This is a genomic window from Deltaproteobacteria bacterium, from assembly GCA_005879535.1.
Lineage (GTDB): Bacteria > Myxococcota > Myxococcia > Myxococcales > 40CM-4-68-19 > 40CM-4-68-19.
The window spans coordinates 45,409-64,070 of the sequence record VBKI01000063.1 but is presented as its reverse complement, the minus strand read 5'-3'; the positions used below and the strand labels follow the sequence as shown (position 1 = coordinate 64,070).

Sequence of the window (18,662 nt, the reverse complement as noted above, 5' to 3'; positions counted from 1 at the left end):
GCGGGCCCTCTCATTCCCTGCCGATGCTCAGCTTGTCGTCCTGCACACCCAGGACCACTTTTCCACCCTTTTCCAGATCGCCGAAGAGGATGCGCTCGGCGAGCGGCTTCTTCAGGGCAGTCTGGATCAGCCGCGCCATCGGCCGCGCTCCGAACTGCGGCGAGAAGCCGTGGTCGGCCAGCCACCTCCGCGCCTCCGGGAGCAGCTCCAGCTCGACGCTCTTTTCGCGGAGCTGGACCCGCAGCTCGTCGATCTGCTTGTCGACGATCCGCTCCACGACCTCCATCGGCAGGCTGGAGAACGCGATCCAGCCGTCGAGCCGGTTGCGGAACTCCGGGCTGAAGGCGCGCTCGATGGCCTTCTTGGCGTCGCCCCCGGCGCCGGAGTCGAGATCGAACGACGCCACCTTCTCGCCGAGCTTGGTCCCCGCAACCATGAAGCTGCGGGTGCCGGCGCCGAATCCCACTCGCGCAGCGGTCAGGTCCCGCGCGCCGGCGTTGGTGGTGAAGATCAGGACGACGTGGCGGAAGTCGCTCTGCCGGCCGTTGTTGTCGGTGAGGGTGGCGTGGTCCATCACCTGGAGCAGGATGTCGAACACGTCCGGGTGTGCCTTCTCGATCTCGTCGAGCAGCAACACCGCGTGCGGCTGCTTGCGAATGGCGTCTGTGAGCAGGCCACCCTGGTCGAAACCGACATATCCGGGAGGGGCGCCGATCAGGCGGCTGACGGTGTGCTTCTCCATGTACTCGGACATGTCGAACCGGATCAGCGGGACGCCCATGATCCGGCCCAGCTGCTTCGCCAGCTCGGTCTTGCCGACGCCGGTCGGACCGGAGAAGAGGAAACTGCCGATCGGCTTGGTCGGCGAGCCCAACCCGGAGCGGGAGAGGAGGATGGCGCTGGCCAGCGCCTCGATGGCCGGGTCCTGGCCATACACCACCTTCTTCAGCTCGGGCGCGAGGCTCTTCAGGGCCGTCTTGTCGTCGCTGGAGACGCTCCGGGGCGGAATGCGCGCGATCTTCGCCACCACCTGCTCGATCTCCGGGATGCCGATCAGCGGAACGCGCTCGTTGGCCGGCTTCATCCGCTGCAGCGCTCCCGCCTCGTCGATCACGTCGATGGCCTTGTCGGGCAGGTGCCGATCGACCAGGTGCTTCGCGGAGAGATCGACGGCGGCTTCCAGCGCCGGGTCGCTGTAGGAGACCCCGTGGTGCTCCTCGTATCGGCTCTTCAGTCCCTGGAGGATCTGCACCGCCTCGTCGCGGCTCGGCTCCAGCACCTCGATCTTCTGGAAGCGCCGGGCCAGCGCCTTGTCCCGATCGAAGCTCGCCTTGAAGTCGGAGAAGGTGGTGCTGCCGATGCAGCGTAGCTCTCCGTTGGCCAGCGCTGGCTTGAGCAGGTTGGAGGCGTCCATCGACCCGCCGCTGGTCGCGCCCGCGCCCACCAGCATGTGGATCTCGTCGATGAAGAGGATGGCCCCGGTCTTCTGCGTCAGCGCCTTCACCACCGCCTTGAGCCGCTCCTCGAACTGGCCGCGGAACTTGGTCCCGGCGAGCAAGGCGCCGAGGTCAAGCGCGTAGAGCGGCGCTGCCTTGAGGATCTCGGGGACCTTCTGCTCGTGGATGGCGACTGCGAGGCCCTCGGCGAGAGCGGTCTTTCCAACGCCGGCCTCGCCCACGTAGATGGGATTGTTCTTCCGGCGCCGGCAGAGCACCTGCATGGTGCGCTCCAGCTCGTTCTTGCGCCCCACCAGCGGATCGATCCGACCTTCGGCTGCGCGCTGGATGAGATCGACGCAGTAGGCGGCAAGCGGGTCGTCGGCCAGCCCGCCGTCCTCGTCGTCGCCCTGCGGCTGCGCATGCAGCTCGTCGTCGTCCCCGGTGTGGGGCCGGAGCCCGCTCTCGTCGCGGACCTTGAGGGCGCCGTGGGAGATGAACCGGAGCAGGTCGAGCCGCGTCACCCCCTGCTTCTCGAGCAGATAGAGCGCGTGCGAATCGCGCTCGCGGAAGAGCGCCACCAGCACGGAGCCGGCGTCGATGGTTTCCTTTCCGCTCGACTGGACCTGCATCGCGGCCCGCTCCAGCACGCGCTGGAACGCGCGCGTCTGCTCGGGGTCCCGATCGAATCCGTCCGGCAGCTGCCCCTGGCTTTCCTGGAGATGCTGCTCGAGGTCGCGCTTGAGCTCCGGCAGCCGGGCGCCGCAGGCGCGCAGGATTCGCGTCGCAACCGGGTCGCGCAGGAGCGCGTACAGCAGGTGCTCCAACGTCACGTGCTCGTGCCGCCGCGCCTTCGCCTCCGCGAAGGCCAGCCGCAGGGAGGACTCCAGCTCTTTGGTGATCGACAGACTCATTCAGGTTCCATCGTACAGAGAAAAGGAAATTCCGCCGCCTTTGCCATCTGCTCCACCGTCGCCGCCTTGGTCTCCGCGATCTCGTAAGTGTAAACGCCGGCGACGCACATGCCACGGGTATGGACCTGCAGCATCAGGTCGTGGGCCACCGCCGGCTCCTTGTTGAAGACCACCTCCAGCACGTGGATGACGAACTCCATGGTCGTGTAGTCATCGTTGTGAAGGATGACTTTCCAGAGCTTCGGCTTCTGGGTCTTGCTCTTCCTCTCCGTGACGACCGCGGTGTCGCCCTGTTCACGCGGCTTCCCCTTGGGCATCGAACCCTACAGTACCGCAGCTTGGAGTGATAGAAGCCGGCCATGACGAGCCTGGCCACCACGTCGGCAACGGCATTACCAGTCGCCGGCCGGTCCGTCACGGCGTCACAGCACGGCGTCGCGGCATCCAGCCAGCCCCTCGCCGCCCAGGCGGCGACGCAAATCCTGCAGCGGGGAGGACACGCGGTGGATGCCGCCATCGCGGCGAACGCCGTGCAGGGGCTGATGGAGCCTTCCTCCAACGGTCTCGGCGGCGACCTCTTCGCGATCGTACACGCAGCGAAGAATGACGCCCTGTTCGGAATGAATGCGAGCGGCTGGTCAGCTTCGGGGATGACGCCGGAGTTCCTGGCCCGCAAGGGAATCGTCGGCGAGCTACCCCCCTCAGGTCCCCACACGGTGACGGTGCCGGGCGCCGTGGCGGGCTGGATTGCGCTGCACGAGCGGTTCGGGAGATTGCCGCTCGCTGCGGACCTCGCGCCCGCCATCTGGTACGCCGAGAACGGCTTTCCCGTCATGGAGATCACCGCGGGGTTGTGGGCGGGAGCGGCGCCGGTGCTCGCCCAGGACCGGGAGTCCGTCGCGACGTTCCTGATCGACGGCCGGCCCCCCGCGGCCGGCGAGGTGTTCAGGAATCCTTCCCTGGCGCGCTCGCTCCGGCGTATCGCCGAGAGCGGCGGGCGCGGTTTCTACGAAGGTCCCACCGCGCAGGCCATCGTCGACGTCGTCCGCGCACATGGCGGCGCGATGGACCTGGAGGATCTCGCCGAGTTCGAGGCGGAATCGGCCGATCCGCTCCAGATCGCATATCGGGGCTGGAAGGTCGCGGAGCTGCCACCGAACGGGCAGGGGATCGCCGCGCTCCTGATGTTGCGGATGCTGGAACGCTTTCCGCTTGGGCAGTGGGGCTTCCACTCCGCGCGTACGCTACACGCGATGATCGAGGCGAAGAAGCTCGCGTACGCCGACCTGCTGCGCTACGTCGGCGATCCCCGCTTCGCGGAAGTGCCCGTGGGCGTGCTTCTGTCCGACGGAAACGTCGCCGCGCGCGCCCGCCTGATCGATCCGCGCAGGGCGGCGGAGCACGTCGAGCCTTCGCACGTTCCCGGGATCACGACGTCGCGGGATGGCGACACCATCTTCCTCGCCGTCGCCGACGCCGAAGGAAACATCGTCTCGCTGATCCAGAGCAACTACCACGGGTTCGGATCCGGGTTGACGCCGAAGGGTTGCGGGTTCGTCCTGCAAAGCCGCGGAAGCCTCTTCACGCTTGCGCCCGGCCGGCCGAACACGCTCGCCGGGCGCAAGCGGCCACTACACACGATCATTCCCGGTTTCATGCAGAAGGGCGGCGTGAGCATCGGCTTCGGGATCATGGGCGCCTGGAACCAGTCGCAGGCCCACGCCCAGTTCGTGGCGGACATCGCCGACTTCGGGATGAACATCCAGCAGGCGCTGGAAGCCGGGCGATTCACCAAAGGAACCTTCGAGGGGTGCGACGTCGAGATCGAGTCTTCCGTTCCCGCACCGGTCCGCGACGAGCTGACGGCGCTCGGCCATCAGATCGAAGTCCGCCCGCCGCGGACACCAAACTTCGGCTACGGACAGGCGGTCCTCTTCGATCGCAAGACGGGCGTGAAGTTCGGCGCCAGCGACCCGCGCCACGACGGCCAGGCGATTCCCGCTCCACCCCCCGATTTCGCGAAGTAGCGCACTCTGCTAGAAGCGCCGCCCGATGGACTTCGACGACAAGGTGAAGGCGGAGCTGGCGCGGATCGAGAAGGGCGGGGCGCCGAAGTACCACCAGAAGAACGCCGAGAGCGGGAAGCTGTTCGCGCGCGAGCGCGTGAAGCTGCTGCTCGACGCCGACAGCTTCGTCGAGGACGGCGCGTTCGCCAACGCCAAGGATCCGGAGCTTCCCGCCGATGGAGTGATCACGGGACTGGGACGGATCGCTGGGCGGGTCGTGGCGGTGATGGCCAACGACTCCACGGTCAAGGCGGGCTCCTGGGGCCGCCGCACGGTGGAGAAGATCATCCGCATCCAGGAGCAGGCGCTGAAGACGCGCTGCCCGATGCTGTACCTGGTCGATTCCGCCGGCGCACGCATCACCGACCAGATCGAGATGTTCCCCGGCCGCCGCGGTGCCGGACGGATCTTCTACATGCAGTGCCAGATGAGCGGCCTGGTGCCGCAGGTCTGCCTGCTCTTCGGGCCCAGCGCCGCGGGGGGCGCGTACATTCCCGCGTTCTGCGACATCGTGGTGATGGTCGACGGCAATGCGTCCATGTACCTGGGCTCGCCGCGGATGGCGGAGATGGTGATCGGCGAGAAGGTCACGCTGGAAGAGCTGGGCGGCGCCCGCATGCATTGCTCCGTGTCCGGATGCGGCGACGTGCTGGTGAAGACGGAGCAGGAGGCCATCGCGGCGGCGCAGCGCTACCTGTCGTACTTTCCGGAGAGCTTCTCGGCGCCGCTCCCGGCCCAGAAGCCGCTTGCGCCCGCGTCCAGCGGCAAGCGGATCGAAGAGATCATCCCGCCCGATCAAAACAAGTTCTTCGACATGTTCGCGCTGATCCGGGAGCTGATCGACGCCGACTCACTGTTCGAGCTGAAGAAGCTCTTCGCTCCGGAGGTGATCACGGCCTTCGCCCGCATCGAGGGAAAGCCGGTGGGGATCGTCGCCAGCCAGCCGAAGCACAAGGGCGGCGTCCTCTTCGTCGACAGCGCCGACAAGGCGGCGCGGTTCATTTGGCTCTGCGACGCTTTCGGAATCCCCATCCTCTATCTCGCGGACGTGCCCGGGTTCATGATCGGCACCAAGGTGGAGCGCGAAGGGATCATCCGCCACGGGGCGAAGATGGTCATGGCGGTCTCGGAGGCGACGGTCCCGAAGATCTGCGTGATCGTGCGCAAGGCCTACGGCGCGGGCCTCTACGCATTTGGTGGCCCGGCCTTCGAGCCGGACGCGACGATTGCGCTGCCGCAGGCGATGATCGCGGTGATGGGGCCGGAGGCGGCGGTGAACGCCGTCTACTTCAACAAGATCCAGGAGAAGCCGGAGAGCGAGCGCGCCGCGTTCGTGCAGCAGCTTCGCGAGGAGTACAAGGCGGACATCGACATCTACAAGCTCGCCGCCGAGCAGGTCGTGGATGCCATCATTCCCGGCGATCGGCTTCGCGCGGAGATCGTCAGGCGGTTCGCGGCCGCTGCCCAAAGGGACCGCCCTCTGACCCCGAAGCGCAGATCGGTGACGCCGGTCTGATGGATCGTCCGCTCGATTGGCGCGCGACGCGCCGCAGATTCGCGGTTCCATCCCTCGTGTGCGCGGCAATCCTGGCCGCCGCATATGTGCGGACCGCCGAAGGCACGCGACATCCGTCGCCCTGGGGATATCGGCTCTGGTCATTCGCGGCGCTCTCGTACTCGGACATCCTGGCGCTCCACGAGGATCGCGGAGCGGGACGGCATCCGGTTCCGTACGTCGAAGACAAGATCGAGTACCCCGTGCTCCTCGGCGTCGGGATGTGGTTCCCGAGCGTGCTCGCGCCGGACCGCGCCGGATACTTTGCGCTCACGTTCGTCCTGCTGGCTGCCTGCGCCCTCCTCACGCTCTGGTGGATGTGCGCGCTCCCCGGGACGCAGCCGTGGATCTGGGCTGCGTCGCCGGCGCTGCTGGTCTATGGCGCGCTGAATTGGGACCTGTTCGGCATCCTCCCGCTTGCTGGCGGCCTCTTTCTCTGGGCTGGCGGGCGCGAACGAGCGGCAGCTGCGGCGCTCTCGTTGGCGGTGTGGACGAAGCTCTTTCCCGTCCTCGCGCTCGGTGTCCTGCTGTTGATCTCGTTTCGCGGACCTCGCCGGCGAACGCTGGAGCTGGTCGGCATCTTCGCCGCCCTGTCGCTGGCGGTGAACCTTCCCTTCGCGCTCCTCGGCTGGCCGCGGTGGACCTGGTTCTTCGAGTACAACCGCATTCGGGAGATTGAGCCTTCGCTGTATCTTTTGGCCGGCGCCGATCCACGCGCGTTCGTCGCCTCCGCCAACGCGATCTCCGCCGTGGCGGTGCTCGGGGCCGCGGTTGCCGTCGCGGCCATCGAAATACGCACCCGGCGTCTCGATCCGCTGCGGGCAATCTGCGCCCTGATGTGCCTCTTCTTCGTCACGAACAAGGTGTACTCGCCGCAATACTGGCTCTGGGTCGTGGCGCTGCTCGCGCTGGCCGCAGTTCCCGGCTGGCTCGCAGGCGCCGCGTCGGTTCTGGCGCTCGTCGACTACGCCATCAGTTTCATGCGGCTCCACCTGCAGGCGGATCGGATCTGGCCACAGGTGATCTGGTTCGATCACGCCGTGTTCTGGCCGATGGTCGCTTTCCGCTATGCCGCGCTCGCCGCCTGCGCTCTGTGGGCGTTCACGCACATGGTCCGAAAACCGGACGCGGGGGCGCCTTCCGCTATAAGTGTTTGATGGCCGAGCCGCCGGCGACGCCATCGTTCGGCCGCTACCAGGACCCGGTCATGCTCGGTTCGGGGGGAATGGGTGCGGTCTATCGCGCGCTCGATCCGTCGCTGGACCGCTACGTCGCAATCAAGGTCCTCACGCACGGCGATCCCCGCTACGTGGAGCGCTTCCGCCGCGAGGCGCAGGTCCTCGCGCGGATTGCCCACCCGGCGATCATCCAGATCTACGAGATCGTGGGCAGCGACGAGGACACCGTCGATCCGTACATCGTCATGGAGTACTTCGACGGCCGCCCGCTCGATGCCGTGCTCAGGCAGGCCGCCCTCGAGCCAACGCAGGTCGTTTCCGTCGTCCGACAGTGCGCGGAAGGACTGCGCAGGGCGCACGCCAATAACGTCGTCCACCGCGACATCAAGCCGGCGAACATCATGATGTCGTCGTCGGGCGAGGTGAAGATCCTCGACTTCGGAATCGCCAAGCTGCGCGACGCGAAGAAGGATCTCACCGGCGAGACGGTCCTCGGGACCCCGTACTACATGAGCCCGGAGCAGGCGACGGGGTACGCGATCGACGCGCGCAGCGACATCTATTCCCTCGGGATCACCGCGTTCCATCTTTTGACGGGGCGCAAGCCGTTCGAGGCGAAGAACAAGGTCGACGTGATGCTGATGCAGGTGAAGGCGCCTCTGCCGGATCTGACGCAGATCGTCCCCTGCGACGTCCGCATCGCCGCCATCGTCGGGAAGATGTGCGCCAAGAAGCCCGCGGAGCGATACCAGAGCTGCGACGACCTGATTGCGGCGATCGATTCCCTGCCGCGCTCGATCGGCGGCGGGCAGCCAGACGCCGCGGCACAGGCGGAAAAGACGCGTCTGTTGTCGCCACCGCCACGCGGCGTGTCGCCGGCGGCACGTCGATCCCGTCCATCGCCCCCCGCGAAATCAAGCCCCTGGCTCGGAGTGGCGGCGGGCGCCACAGCCGCCGTGCTGGTGCTCGCCGCCGCTGCGATCGGCTGGATGCGCTTCGGCACGGCATCGCGGGGGCGCGTTCCCGCCGCCGGGTGGGTCGCGCAGGGTGGCCTGCGCAAGGTCCAGAGCGCCGGCGGTTACGGAAACTGCGTGTTCTTCCGCAGCGATCCTGCGGAGGTGACCGCCGTCCTTTCCGCGGCGGATTCGATCCATGCCCGCTGCTACTTCGCCCAGCCGGTGGGCGACAACCGGACGGGAGAGATCTGGGAGGAGCTCTTCGTCGACGGACGCAAGCGCGCCCACGTCATCTTCGATCCTGCGCTCACTCCGAACGATGACCAGCTCACCCTGCCGCTGAGCGAGCGCCACGCGGCGCGTCTGCGCGAGCTGTCGAGTGGGCAGCATACCGTCGACGTCTGGATTTACCGGCGGGTCGATGATGCCCACAATCCGGTGCCGCTGGCTGCGGGCGAGCTGGTGGTGCGCAAGTGACGCCGCTCTGCTAGCCGCTGCGGCACCGGAGGTGCGGCTTTGCGGCTATGCTCTGAGGCTGTACACGTTGGAGTATGAACTTCGAACTGAACGAGAGCCAGCACAAGCTGGTGGCGATGGTCCGCGACTTCTGCGTGCGCGAGGTGAAGCCGCACGCGCAGGAATGGGACCGCGAAGAGCACTTCCCGCGCGAGGTGGTCGACCAGCTCGGCGAGCTCGGTCTCCTCGGCATGACCGTTCCCGAGGAGCTGGGGGGATCGGCGCTGGATACGCTGTCCGTCGCCTGCGTGGTGGAGGAGATCGCGCGATGGGACGGATCGCTGGCGCTCACCGTCGCCTCGCACAACGGCCTCGGCACGTCCCATCTGCTGCGGTTCGGCAGCGAAGAGCTGCGCGGCCGGTACATCCCGGAGATTGCCGCCGGCAGGAAGCTCGCCGCCTGGGGCCTGACCGAGCCCGGCAGCGGTTCGGATGCCGCCGGCATGCGCTCGCTCGCGGTGCGCAAGGACAAGGGCTGGATCCTGAACGGCGCCAAGATGTTCATCACCCAGGGCACCGTCGGCGACGTCTTCGTCGTGCTCGCTCTCACCGAGCCCGAGAAACGGCAGAAGGGCGTGACCGCCTTCCTGCTGGAAAAAGGGATGAAGGGATTCTCCCAGCGCGCCCTGCACGGAAAGCTGGGGATGCGCTCGAGCGACACCGCCGAGCTGGTCATGGAGGACGTGTACGTCGAGGATTGGCGCCGCATCGGCGAAGTGGGCGGCGGCTTCGTCGACACGCTCAAGATCCTCGACAAGGGACGCATCACCATCGGCGCGCTGAGCGTGGGCCTGGGGCGGGGGGCCCTCGAGGAAAGCATCCTCTACGCGGGCGAGCGAAAGGCGTTCGGCAAGCCCATCGCGGACTTCCAGGGGCTGCGCTGGATGATGGCAGACATGGCCACCGAGCTGGACGCGTCGCGCCTGCTCGTCTGGCGCGCGGCGTACCTCTGCGATGCGGGCAAGCCCTACACCCGCGAGGCGGCGATGGCGAAGCTGTTCGCAAGCGAGGCCGCTTGCCGCGCCGCCGCACAGGGAGTCCAGATCCACGGCGGCTACGGGTTCACCAAGGAGTTCCTGGTGGAGCGCATCTACCGCGACGTCAAGCTGTGCACCATCGGCGAGGGCACGAGCGAGATCCAGCGGATGGTGATCGCACGAGAGCTGCTCAAGGCATGAGCGCCGTCGCCGAACGCATCGTCTCCGGGGACGTCCGCGCCGCCGCGCGGCTGATGCGGCAGATCGACGACGCGCAACCCGAGGCGGAAGCTGTCCTCCGCGAGATCTGGCCGCGCACCGGTCGCGCGCAGATCGTCGGCATCACAGGTAATCCCGGTGCGGGCAAGAGCACCCTGGTCGATCGGCTGGTCGCGCTCCTGCGCGCGGCGGGAAAGACGGTGGGCGTCCTCGCCGTCGATCCCACGAGCCCGTTCACCGGAGGGGCGATCCTGGGCGATCGCATCCGCATGCAGGACCATGCGCTCGATCCGGGCGTGTTCATCCGTTCGCTGGCGACCCGCGGTCAGCTCGGCGGACTTTCCCGGGCGACGTCCGATTGCACCCGCGTGCTGGATGCGATGGGCAAGGACGTGATCCTGATCGAGACGGTGGGCGTCGGACAGGACGAGGTGGAGGTCTGCCGCCTGGCGCACACGACGGTGGTGGTCGTGGTGCCGGGGCTCGGCGACGACATCCAGGCCATCAAGGCCGGCATCCTCGAGGTCGCCGACCTCTTCGCGGTCAACAAGAGCGATCGGGAAGGCGCCGACCGCACCGTCCGCGATTTGCGCTCGATGCTCGAGCTGAACCACGTCGTCGGGAAGGACGCGGGTCACGAGATCGCCATCGTCAAGTGCGTCGCTTCGCGCAACGAGGGAGTCGCCGAGGTATGGAGCGCGATCGAGGCGCACTACCGGTTCCTCAAGTCCGGCCCAGGCCTTTTGCAGCGCGAGACGCGGAGGGCGAAGAACGAGCTGGTCGAGGTGCTCCGCGACCGCCTGCTCAAGGTCGCGGTGGAGAAGCTGACGCAGGAAGGCGCCCATCTCGACGATCTCGCGCTGCGCATCGCCCGCCGCGAGACCGATCCCTACAGCGTGGCGGACGAAGCGGCGCGGCTGTAGTCTTCTCCGATGGCCGAGCTGAACGACCAGCAGCGGGTGGCGCTGCTCAACGTCCGGCTCGGTCTTCCCGAAGGATCGCTCGATCCCCAGCTCGCCCTGGAGGCGCTGCGCCACGGAAGCTACGCGCACGAGAGGTCGCTGTCGGCGGGCCGCCCGGTGCTGCGCTCGAACGAGCGGCTGGAATTCCTCGGCGACGCCATCCTCGGGTTTCTCATCGCGCGCCGGGTCTACGAGCGGTTTCGGGAGGCGTCCGAGGGCGAGCTGACCCGGCTTCGGGCCGGCCTCGTCCGGGAGGAATCTCTGGCCATCGTCGCTCGAGGTCTCGGCCTCGGAGATCTCCTGCTGCTCGGTCGCGGCGAGCAGCGCAGCGGCGGCCGGGAGAATGCGGCGCGTCTCGCCGACGCGCTGGAGGCGGTGGTTGCCGCAGTCCTGCTTTCCTGCGGCCTGGAGCGCACCCAGGAGGTGGTGGACCGGCTGCTGGCGCCGCTCTTCGATCAAGGGCTCCTGGCTCGCGATCCGAAGACGGAGCTGCAGCAGCTCTTCCAGAGCCGGCGCCGGACGCCGCAGTACAAGGTGCTCTCCGTCGCCGGCCCCGACCACGCGCGCTCCTTCGAAGTGGAGGTGCGGCTCGATGGGTTTCCTCTCGGCCGCGGCAGCGGACGCAGCAAGAAGGAGGCGGAACAGGCCGCGGCCCGGGCAGCGCTCGAGACGCCCCAGGCGCTGGAGCGCGCGCTGCTCGACGAGGCAATTTCCCTCGTCCCGAGCGACTCCGCCTGGCCGGACCTCGCGGCGGAGGAGAGCGCGCGCCTGCGCGCCGCCCTGGTGGACGCCGACATCGAGCACATCGGCAGCACGGCCGTTCCCGGCCTCGACGGCAAGGCCATCATCGACCTGCTGATCGGCGTCCGGGAGCTGGCGCCTTCGCTGCGCATTCCCGATTACGAGGCCTTCGGCGAGGCCGGAGTACCCGGCCGCCTGTACTTTCGCAAGCGTGGACCCGTATCGTTCAACGCGCAGGTCGTGGAGCGGGGTGGCCCGCTGTGGCGAGACGCGCTCGTGCTCCGCGACTATCTCCGCGCCCACCCGGAAGAGCGCGGCCGGTACGCGTCCGGCAAGCGGGAAGCGATCGCATCGGGAGCGACGACGCTCTTGCGCTACTCGGACGCGAAGGCGGCGCTGGTCGAGGGCCTGCTGGAGCGCGCCCGGCGCTGGGCCCCGGGCTGAATCCGCGCTTGTCGAGTTCCCTCCGCTTCGCTATTTTGCGCGGCCCTATGCGCCTACGCACTGCGCTCTTCCTCGCCGTCGCCCTGGCATCGTGCAAGGACAACGCCGCGCCGGCATCCACACCCACTCCCCTGCAGCCCAAGGCGGCTCCGCGTGAGCTCCAAGCAAAGGACGTGATCTCGATGGCGAACATTCCCCAGGGTCCCGGCGACCTCTACGCCGTGTTCCAGACCAGCCGCGGCAACATCGTCGTCAAGCTGTTCGAGAAGGAGGCGCCCAAGACGGTGGCGAACTTCGTCGGTCTGGCAACCGGCAAGCAGGAGTGGGTGGATCCGCGCAACGGTCAGAAGAGCAAGGCGAAGCTTTATGACGGAACCGTCTTCCACCGGGTGATCCCGCAGTTCATGATCCAGGGCGGAGATCCGCTGGGGACGGGAACCGGTGGCCCCGGTTACCGCTTCGAGGACGAGTTCCAGAGCGGGAAGAAGTTCGATCGCCCTGGACTGCTCGCCATGGCCAATTCGGGGTCGAATACCAACGGGTCGCAGTTCTTCATCACCGAGGTGCCGACGCCGCACCTGAACAACCGGCACACCATCTTCGGCGAGGTGGTGAAAGGGCAGGATCTGGTGCCGCAGATCGCACGCGCCGGCAACGCGCAGACGAAGCTGGACCACATCGAGATCGTCCGCAGCGAGAAGGTGCCCTAGACGCTCCCGCACCCGGAGGGTGCGGGTATGCGTCTACGTTGTGGCGTGTACAGGCAATAGATGCGGGCAGGCTTCGTCGCAATCGTCGGCCGCCCCAATGTCGGCAAGAGCACGCTGCTCAACCGCCTGATCGGCCAGAAACTCGCCATCATCAGCCCCAAGCCGCAGACCACCCGCGGCCGTATTCTCGGGGTGATCACGCGGCCGGATGCCCAGGTCGCGCTGCTAGACACGCCTGGCCTCCACACCGCCAAGGGTGGCCTGAATGCCCGCATGGTCCAGCGGGCACTGCAGTCGCTCGCCGACGCGGATCTCGCTCTCTTCCTCATCGAGGCAGGGCCGCCGGCCGTCGACGCCGCGGCCCGCAAGGCGCTCGATCAGGTGAAAGCGGCCGGGAAACCGACGCTGCTGGTGATCAACAAGATCGATGCGGTGCCACGGGCGCAGCTTCTTCCGTTGATCGATCGCTGGAAGGACCTGCACGCCTGGACCGACGTGTACCCGCTGTCGGCGCTCAGGGGTGACAACGTCGACGGCTTCGTCGATGCGCTGATTGCGCACCTGCCGGAGGGACCGGCGATGTTTCCCGCGGAGCAGTGGACGGACATGCAAGAGCGCGATCTCTGCGCCGAGCTGGTCCGCGAGCAGCTCCTGCGCCACACCGGGCAGGAGGTTCCCTACAGCACGGCGGTCCTGATCGACCTGTTCGACGAATCCGAGCGCGAGACCGGCGCCCGCGGGCTCGTCCGCATCGCCGCCACCATTCTCGTGGAGCGCGACAGCCAGAAGGCGATCGTGATCGGCAAGGGAGGCTCGCGGCTGAAGGAGATTGGAACGGGTGCCCGGCGCGAGATGGAGCGGCTGCTCGGCGCCAAGGTGTTCCTCCAGCTCCACGTCCGCGTGGAGCCGGGGTGGACGCGAACTGCGAAGGGGCTTCGCAGGGCCGGTTACGAAGACTGAGTCTTCCGCTTCTGCCACCAGGCTCGGAGCAGGATCGCTCCGCCCACGATCTCTCCGCCGAGGGCATACACGTTTTCCACGCTCAGTCGCAGGTGCTCGAGAAGCGAGCCGAAATGCGCCCGGGGGAAACGCCATCCCAAGGCAGGAAACAAGACCGCGATCCAGATCGACGCATCCGGCACCGCGCCGGTGACGAGCTCACCGCCGATGTCGAGCACGAGGTGGGTCGCGACGCCGGAGAAGACGGCCCAGGGTCCAGGACGGCGCAACGCGAGCGCGAGCGCCAGCAGCGCGAGCAGAAACAGTCCGCTGTGCGCGATGCTGCGCGAACCACTGATCAGCGCGTCGGGATGGCCTCGCGTCCAGAGCAGACCATAGAACAGCGGCTTGTCGATGAGGTCGGGGAGCAGGCATCCCAAGACGAGCCAACGCGGAGGAAGCCGCTGGCGAAGCCCGAAGAGGAGGCGCGTCCCGATGCCGACATGCCCGAGGACGAACAAATGTTCTCAGCCCAAGGCGTAGGCGCATACCCCGCGCCGGAGGCGCGGGGAGCGCCTAAAAGTCTATGCTCGCGTACACCACGCCGATGGGAGAAGTGATGTCGGTCTTCTTCGGCTGCGCCACACCGAACAGCCCCTGGACCTGAATCGTCCGCGTCACCATCCAGGCGATGGACGGCCCGGCGGTCAGATCGTAGTCGCGTCCGGTGGAAACGAGGGGTTGTCCGATGGGGGGCGCCGTCTGCGCCTCGTCCGCTACCTCGGCCTGCAGGCGGCTGTCGATTCCCGCGCGCACCGCATCGTTGAAGCGCCAGCCCGCGAATGCCTTCGCCTCGACGTCCTTGCCGTTCTCGCCGCCGGTCTCGACGCCGAACACGCCGTTCACGACGACTTCGAAACGTCCGAAGCGGCGGCCCGCTGCGAGCAGGAACTCCACTTCGCCCTGGTCCGGATGGAACCCGACCGTCTTGAACCGCACGCCGGTCGCGAGATCGAGGCCGTGGGACAATTGGTTCAGCAGCTGGTAGCGAACGCGCGCCGCCGGCCCCTGCGCCCCGGACTGGAAGTACGCGCCGACGTCGGCGTGGAGGTTGGCGATGGGCGTCCAGCCGATGCTGCCGGTGAGGCTGGAGGAGGAGCTGTCGGACTTTTCCGTGGCTACGCCAGCGCCGGCGATGCGGACCGTCCCGACGGCGGGGACCGCGGGTGCATCGGTCAGCAGGGTGTCGCGGTCGAGGCCCTGGGCATACGCGGAGGAGGCGAAAGCGAGGAGCACGGCGGCGAGGGAGCGCATGGCGCGGCAGAGTGGCGCGTAGGAAGGTTCCGAGTCAAGAGCGATACCGTTGACGTCAAACGGACGCGATGACATATCCCCGCTCTCCCGTGGCGCGCAGCTACTTCATTCACACGTTCGGCTGCCAGATGAACGAGTCCGATTCGCAGCGCATGGGCGAAGCCCTGGCGCGGGCGGGCTGGCGGCCGGTCGGAACGCCCGACGGCGCGGATCTCGTGTTGGTGAATACTTGCGCGATCCGGGAAAAGGCCGAGGACAAGCTCTACTCCGCGCTCGGGCGCTATCGGCTCCTGAAGGCGCAGCGCGGCACGCGCATCGGCGTGGCCGGTTGCGTCGCGCAACAGGAGAAGAAAAGGCTCCTCTCTCGGGCGCCGTTCGTGGATTTCGTCCTTGGTCCGGATCATCTGGAAAAGGTCCCGGAGCTGGTCGACACGGGCGGCGTGGAGACCGATTTCGTCGATACGGAGCATTACCTGTTTCCGCAGGCCGATCCGGAGACCAGCCGGGGAAAGACCACCGCCTTCGTCACCGCGATGAAAGGCTGCGACAACGTTTGCTCGTTCTGCGTGGTTCCCTACACGCGCGGACGAGAAGTGTCGCGGTCCTACGCGGAGATCGTAGGTGAGGTGGCCTCCCTGGTCGCCGTCGGCGTCCGCGAGATCACGCTGATCGGCCAGAACGTGAACTCGTACGCCGGCGGATGCACCTTCGCGGGTCTCATCCGGCGTGTCGCGGCCGTCCCCGGCTTGCTGCGGATCCGGTTCACCACCTCGCATCCGATGGACCTGTCGGACGATCTCGTCCGCTGCTTCGCCGAGGTGCCGCAACTGATGCCGCACTTCCATCTGCCGGTGCAGCACGGCGCCGACAGCGTGCTCGAGCGCATGCGGCGCCGGTACACCATCGCCGAATACGAGCGGCGTATCGCGGCGCTCCCGGCGCACGTCGCGCTCACCAGCGACATCATCTGCGGGTTCCCCGGCGAAACCGACGACGAGCACCGGCAAAACGTCGAGTTTTTGCGAAGGACCGGGTACGACAATCTCTTCTCGTTCATCTACAGTCCGCGGCCGCATACCGGGGCCATCCTCAAGCTCCGCGAGTGGGGGGAGGTCCCGCGCGGCGTCGCCATCCGCCGCCTCGAGGAGGTGCAGGCGCTGCAGATGGAACGCACGCTCCGCCGGCATCGCGCACGCGTCGGCGCAATCGTGGAGGTCCTCGTCGAAGAACCGGGCTTCGGTCGCTCGCGGGAGAATTGGACCGTGCACTTCAACGGCGAGGCGGGAACCGGGGACCTGGTGAACGTCCGCGTCGAGAGCGCGAGCCTGGTGGCGCTTCGCGGCGTCCAGATCGACGTCATCGACCGCGCGCTTCGCGTCGAGCTTCCCGCGAGACGGCGCCTGGCGGTGGTGTCTGCGTAGTGCTCCCGCTCGTCGCTCTCGTCGGCCGCCCGAACGTGGGAAAGTCAACCTTGTTCAACCGCATCGTTGGCAGGCGTCTGGCCATCGTCGAGGACGTGCCCGGCGTCACGCGCGATCGGCAATACGCCGAGGCCCAGCAAGGCAACCGGCGCTTCCGCGTCGTGGATACGGGCGGGTTCACGCTGAGGACCGACGAGCAGCTGGTTCGCGCCGTGCGCGAACAGGCGGAAGCCGCGATGCGCGAGGCCGACGCCATCGTCCTCGTCGTCGACGCCGTCGAGGGGCTCGCCGCGCCCGACCGCGAGCTGGCACAGCTCCTGCGCCGGGGTGGCAAGCCGGTATTCCTCGCCGCCAACAAAGTCGATTCCAACCGGCGGGAGGAGTCGCTCGACCTGGGCGAGCTCCATGGGATGGGCTTCGACGTCTTTCCGCTGAGCGCCGAGCACGGGCGCGGTGTGGGCGACCTGCTCGACGCCGTGGTGCAGAAGCTACCGGAAGCGGCGGGCGAGGATGCCCGGGAAACGGAGAAGACCATCCGTCTGGCGGTCCTGGGCCGGCCGAACGTCGGCAAGAGCACGCTCTTGAACCGGCTCCTCGGCGAGGAGCGCTTCGTGGCGTCCGCCTCGCCAGGGACGACGCGGGATGCCGTGGATGAGGAGCTGGTCTGGAAGGGCCGGCGGTACGTGCTCACCGACACCGCGGGACTGCGCAAGAAGCGGCACGTGGTCGACAAGGTGGAAGTGTTCTCGGCGCAGCGGGCGTTGCGCGCGGTGGAGCACGCCGACGTGGTGGTCGTGCTCACGGACGCGACGCAGCTCGGGGTCGATCAGGACGCTCGCATCGCCGCACAGGCCGAGGAGCGCGGGCGCGCGGTCATCCTGGCCGTCAACAAGTGGGACCTGGTGCAGGACAAGGAAGGCGAAGCGCGCCGCCTGCGCGACGAGGCGCAACGTCACCTGCAGCACGTCGGCTTCGCGCCCCTGCTCTTCGTGAGCGCGCTGCAGGGGACCCGCGTCCAGCACATTCTCGAGATTGCCGCCGAGCTGCACGACGAGGCTGCCACACGGATCCCCACCCCGCGGCTCAACGAATGGGTGCAGGCCATGCAGGACGAGCACCCGGCGCCGCTCTTTCGCGGGTTCCCCGTACGCTTCAGCTATGCGTGGCAGATCGGCACGCAGCCGGTAACCATCGCTATCCAGTGCAACCGGCCGCAGGCGGTCGACGACTCCTACCGCCGGTTCCTGGTCAACCGCTTGCGCGAGGAATTCAAGCTGCGTGTTCCCGTCCGCCTGATCTTCCGGCAGAAGAGTCGCGCGACGCCCCGCGGGTCCCGGAGAGCGGGGCGGTGAACGTCGCCGTCGACCTCGGGGCGCGCAACATCGGCAGCCCGCTGTTGTGGGCGACCTTCCTGGTCGGCGTCCTCGTCGTTCTCGCCGTGGACCTGAGAATCTCCTCGCGCGACCAGTCCTCGACGTTCAAGGAAGCCGTCTGGTGGAGCGTGTTCTGGATCGTGCTCTCGGTCGGCTTCGGTTTCTTCGTCTGGTTCAAATACGGCGGGGAGCAGGGGCTCGAGTACTTCGCCGGGTACCTGCTGGAGAAGTCGCTCTCCGTCGACAACCTGTTCGTTTTCGTCCTTCTCTTCCGCAGCTTCGCCATTCCGCCGCGGCACCAGCACCGCGTCCTCTTCTGGGGTGTCCTCGGCGCCATCGTGCTGCGCGGCACCCTCATCCTCGCCGGCGTCGCGCTGGTGCGCACCTTCCACTGGGTGATCGCGGTCTTCGGGGCCATCCTCGTCTACACGGCATGGAAGATCCTCTTCCACAAGGACGAGGAAGACGCGCAGCCCGCCGACAGCGCCGTCGTCCGCTGGGTGGCGAAGAAGTTCCCGATGACGAAGAACCTCGAGGGTTCCCATTTCTTTGTCCGTCGCGGCAAGACCACCTGCGCGACGCCGCTCCTGCTTGCGCTCGTCGCCGCCGAGACTACGGACCTCGTTTTTGCTCTCGACTCCATCCCCGCCGTCTTTGCCGTCACCGACGACCCGTTCCTGGTCTTTTCCAGCAACATCTGCGCGCTGCTCGGTCTGCGGGCCCTCTACTTCGTCGTACGGGGGGCGCTGACGCGGCTGCGCTACCTCAAGCCTGGGCTCGCGGCGATCCTCATCTTCGTCGGCCTGAAGATGCTGCTCTACAAGTGGGTCGACCTTCCGACCGGGACATCCCTCATGATCATCGCGGGGATCCTCGCCGTTGCGCTGCTGGCCTCCTGGCTGCGTCGCCCGCCGGCGGACGAGCAAGGCTGAGACTCTTCT

The 18,662-nt window shown here is 67.6% G+C and carries 16 protein-coding genes; 12 read left to right on the top strand and 4 right to left on the bottom strand.

All coding sequences use genetic code 11. The features are described from left to right. Positions 1-10: 10 nt before the first annotated feature. Together clpA and E6J58_11285 are read right to left on the bottom strand one after the other, a co-directional pair. Positions 11-2,350: an ATP-dependent Clp protease ATP-binding subunit ClpA gene (clpA, locus tag E6J58_11290; GenBank protein ID TMB37583.1), complete on the bottom strand. Its 2,340-nt coding sequence runs from the start codon at positions 2,348-2,350 to the stop codon at positions 11-13. Next, on the bottom strand, positions 2,347-2,667 hold the full coding sequence (locus E6J58_11285; protein TMB37582.1) for an ATP-dependent Clp protease adaptor ClpS: 321 nt from the start codon (positions 2,665-2,667) through the stop codon (positions 2,347-2,349). Before E6J58_11285 ends, clpA begins: the two co-directional genes overlap by 4 nt. Positions 2,668-2,709: 42 nt before the next feature. Here E6J58_11285 and E6J58_11280 point away from each other — a divergent pair, with 42 nt between their 5' ends. The 9 genes from E6J58_11280 to E6J58_11240 all read left to right on the top strand — a co-directional run bounded on the left by E6J58_11280 (position 2,710) and on the right by E6J58_11240 (position 13,634). After that, entirely contained in the window at positions 2,710-4,377 is a 1,668-nt protein-coding gene (locus tag E6J58_11280) for a gamma-glutamyltransferase family protein (protein ID TMB37581.1), read from the top strand. A 25-nt stretch (positions 4,378-4,402) separates the two neighbouring features. Next, a complete protein-coding gene (locus E6J58_11275; protein ID TMB37580.1) occupies positions 4,403-5,932 on the top strand; it encodes an acyl-CoA carboxylase subunit beta in 1,530 nt (509 codons plus the stop codon). A 56-nt stretch (positions 5,933-5,988) separates the two neighbouring features. Continuing rightward, positions 5,989-7,128 (top strand): hypothetical protein, encoded by a 1,140-nt coding sequence (locus tag E6J58_11270; protein ID TMB37579.1) that lies wholly within the window; start codon positions 5,989-5,991, stop codon positions 7,126-7,128. Continuing rightward, positions 7,128-8,582 carry a serine/threonine protein kinase gene (locus E6J58_11265; protein ID TMB37578.1) on the top strand — a complete coding sequence of 485 codons (1,455 nt, stop codon included), beginning with the start codon at positions 7,128-7,130 and terminating at the stop codon, positions 8,580-8,582. The genes E6J58_11270 and E6J58_11265 overlap by 1 nt, the downstream gene beginning before the upstream one ends. A gap of 74 nt (positions 8,583-8,656) precedes the next feature. Then, positions 8,657-9,799, top strand: a complete 1,143-nt coding sequence (locus tag E6J58_11260; protein ID TMB37577.1) for an acyl-CoA dehydrogenase — start codon at positions 8,657-8,659, stop codon at positions 9,797-9,799. Further along, positions 9,796-10,740: a methylmalonyl Co-A mutase-associated GTPase MeaB gene (meaB, locus tag E6J58_11255; protein TMB37576.1), complete on the top strand. Its 945-nt coding sequence runs from the start codon at positions 9,796-9,798 to the stop codon at positions 10,738-10,740. The genes E6J58_11260 and meaB overlap by 4 nt, the downstream gene beginning before the upstream one ends. A gap of 9 nt (positions 10,741-10,749) precedes the next feature. Further along, complete coding sequence (gene rnc, locus E6J58_11250; protein ID TMB37575.1) at positions 10,750-11,964, top strand: ribonuclease III; 1,215 nt, start codon at positions 10,750-10,752, stop codon at positions 11,962-11,964. A gap of 47 nt (positions 11,965-12,011) precedes the next feature. Then, positions 12,012-12,674 (top strand): peptidylprolyl isomerase, encoded by a 663-nt coding sequence (locus tag E6J58_11245; GenBank protein TMB37574.1) that lies wholly within the window; start codon positions 12,012-12,014, stop codon positions 12,672-12,674. A 60-nt stretch (positions 12,675-12,734) separates the two neighbouring features. Continuing rightward, positions 12,735-13,634: a GTPase Era gene (locus tag E6J58_11240; protein TMB37573.1), complete on the top strand. Its 900-nt coding sequence runs from the start codon at positions 12,735-12,737 to the stop codon at positions 13,632-13,634. Here the strand turns inward: E6J58_11240 and E6J58_11235 are convergent. Continuing rightward, a complete protein-coding gene (locus tag E6J58_11235; protein ID TMB37572.1) occupies positions 13,622-14,134 on the bottom strand; it encodes a hypothetical protein in 513 nt (170 codons plus the stop codon). The genes E6J58_11240 and E6J58_11235 overlap by 13 nt on opposite strands. A gap of 55 nt (positions 14,135-14,189) precedes the next feature. Next, entirely contained in the window at positions 14,190-14,927 is a 738-nt protein-coding gene (locus E6J58_11230) for a hypothetical protein (GenBank protein ID TMB37571.1), read from the bottom strand. A 68-nt stretch (positions 14,928-14,995) separates the two neighbouring features. Between E6J58_11230 and miaB the strand changes: the two genes are divergently transcribed. The 3 genes from miaB to E6J58_11215 are packed head-to-tail and all read left to right on the top strand — an operon-like array spanning position 14,996 to position 18,653. Continuing rightward, positions 14,996-16,348 (top strand): tRNA (N6-isopentenyl adenosine(37)-C2)-methylthiotransferase MiaB, encoded by a 1,353-nt coding sequence (gene miaB / locus E6J58_11225; GenBank protein ID TMB37570.1) that lies wholly within the window; start codon positions 14,996-14,998, stop codon positions 16,346-16,348. After that, positions 16,348-17,700, top strand: coding sequence for a ribosome biogenesis GTPase Der (gene der, locus E6J58_11220; protein TMB37569.1), 1,353 nt, complete (start codon positions 16,348-16,350; stop codon positions 17,698-17,700). Before miaB ends, der begins: the two co-directional genes overlap by 1 nt. A 29-nt stretch (positions 17,701-17,729) precedes the next feature. Beyond that, on the top strand, positions 17,730-18,653 hold the full coding sequence (locus E6J58_11215) for a TerC family protein (protein TMB37602.1): 924 nt from the start codon (positions 17,730-17,732) through the stop codon (positions 18,651-18,653). The last annotated feature ends 9 nt before the right edge of the window (positions 18,654-18,662 follow it).

Bases quoted from the DNA above. Each gene is read 5' to 3' on its own strand.
- clpA (TMB37583.1), bottom strand. From the start codon at position 2,350: ATGAGTCTGTCGATCACCAAAGAGCTGGAGTCCTCCCTGCGGCTGGCC.
- E6J58_11285 (TMB37582.1), bottom strand. From the start codon at position 2,667: ATGCCCAAGGGGAAGCCGCGTGAACAGGGCGACACCGCGGTCGTCACG.
- E6J58_11280 (TMB37581.1), top strand. From the start codon at position 2,710: ATGACGAGCCTGGCCACCACGTCGGCAACGGCATTACCAGTCGCCGGC.
- E6J58_11275 (TMB37580.1), top strand. From the start codon at position 4,403: ATGGACTTCGACGACAAGGTGAAGGCGGAGCTGGCGCGGATCGAGAAG.
- E6J58_11265 (TMB37578.1), top strand. From the start codon at position 7,128: ATGGCCGAGCCGCCGGCGACGCCATCGTTCGGCCGCTACCAGGACCCG.
- E6J58_11260 (TMB37577.1), top strand. From the start codon at position 8,657: ATGAACTTCGAACTGAACGAGAGCCAGCACAAGCTGGTGGCGATGGTC.
- meaB (TMB37576.1), top strand. From the start codon at position 9,796: ATGAGCGCCGTCGCCGAACGCATCGTCTCCGGGGACGTCCGCGCCGCC.
- rnc (TMB37575.1), top strand. From the start codon at position 10,750: ATGGCCGAGCTGAACGACCAGCAGCGGGTGGCGCTGCTCAACGTCCGG.
- E6J58_11245 (TMB37574.1), top strand. From the start codon at position 12,012: ATGCGCCTACGCACTGCGCTCTTCCTCGCCGTCGCCCTGGCATCGTGC.
- E6J58_11240 (TMB37573.1), top strand. From the start codon at position 12,735: ATGCGGGCAGGCTTCGTCGCAATCGTCGGCCGCCCCAATGTCGGCAAG.
- E6J58_11230 (TMB37571.1), bottom strand. From the start codon at position 14,927: ATGCGCTCCCTCGCCGCCGTGCTCCTCGCTTTCGCCTCCTCCGCGTAT.
- miaB (TMB37570.1), top strand. From the start codon at position 14,996: ATGACATATCCCCGCTCTCCCGTGGCGCGCAGCTACTTCATTCACACG.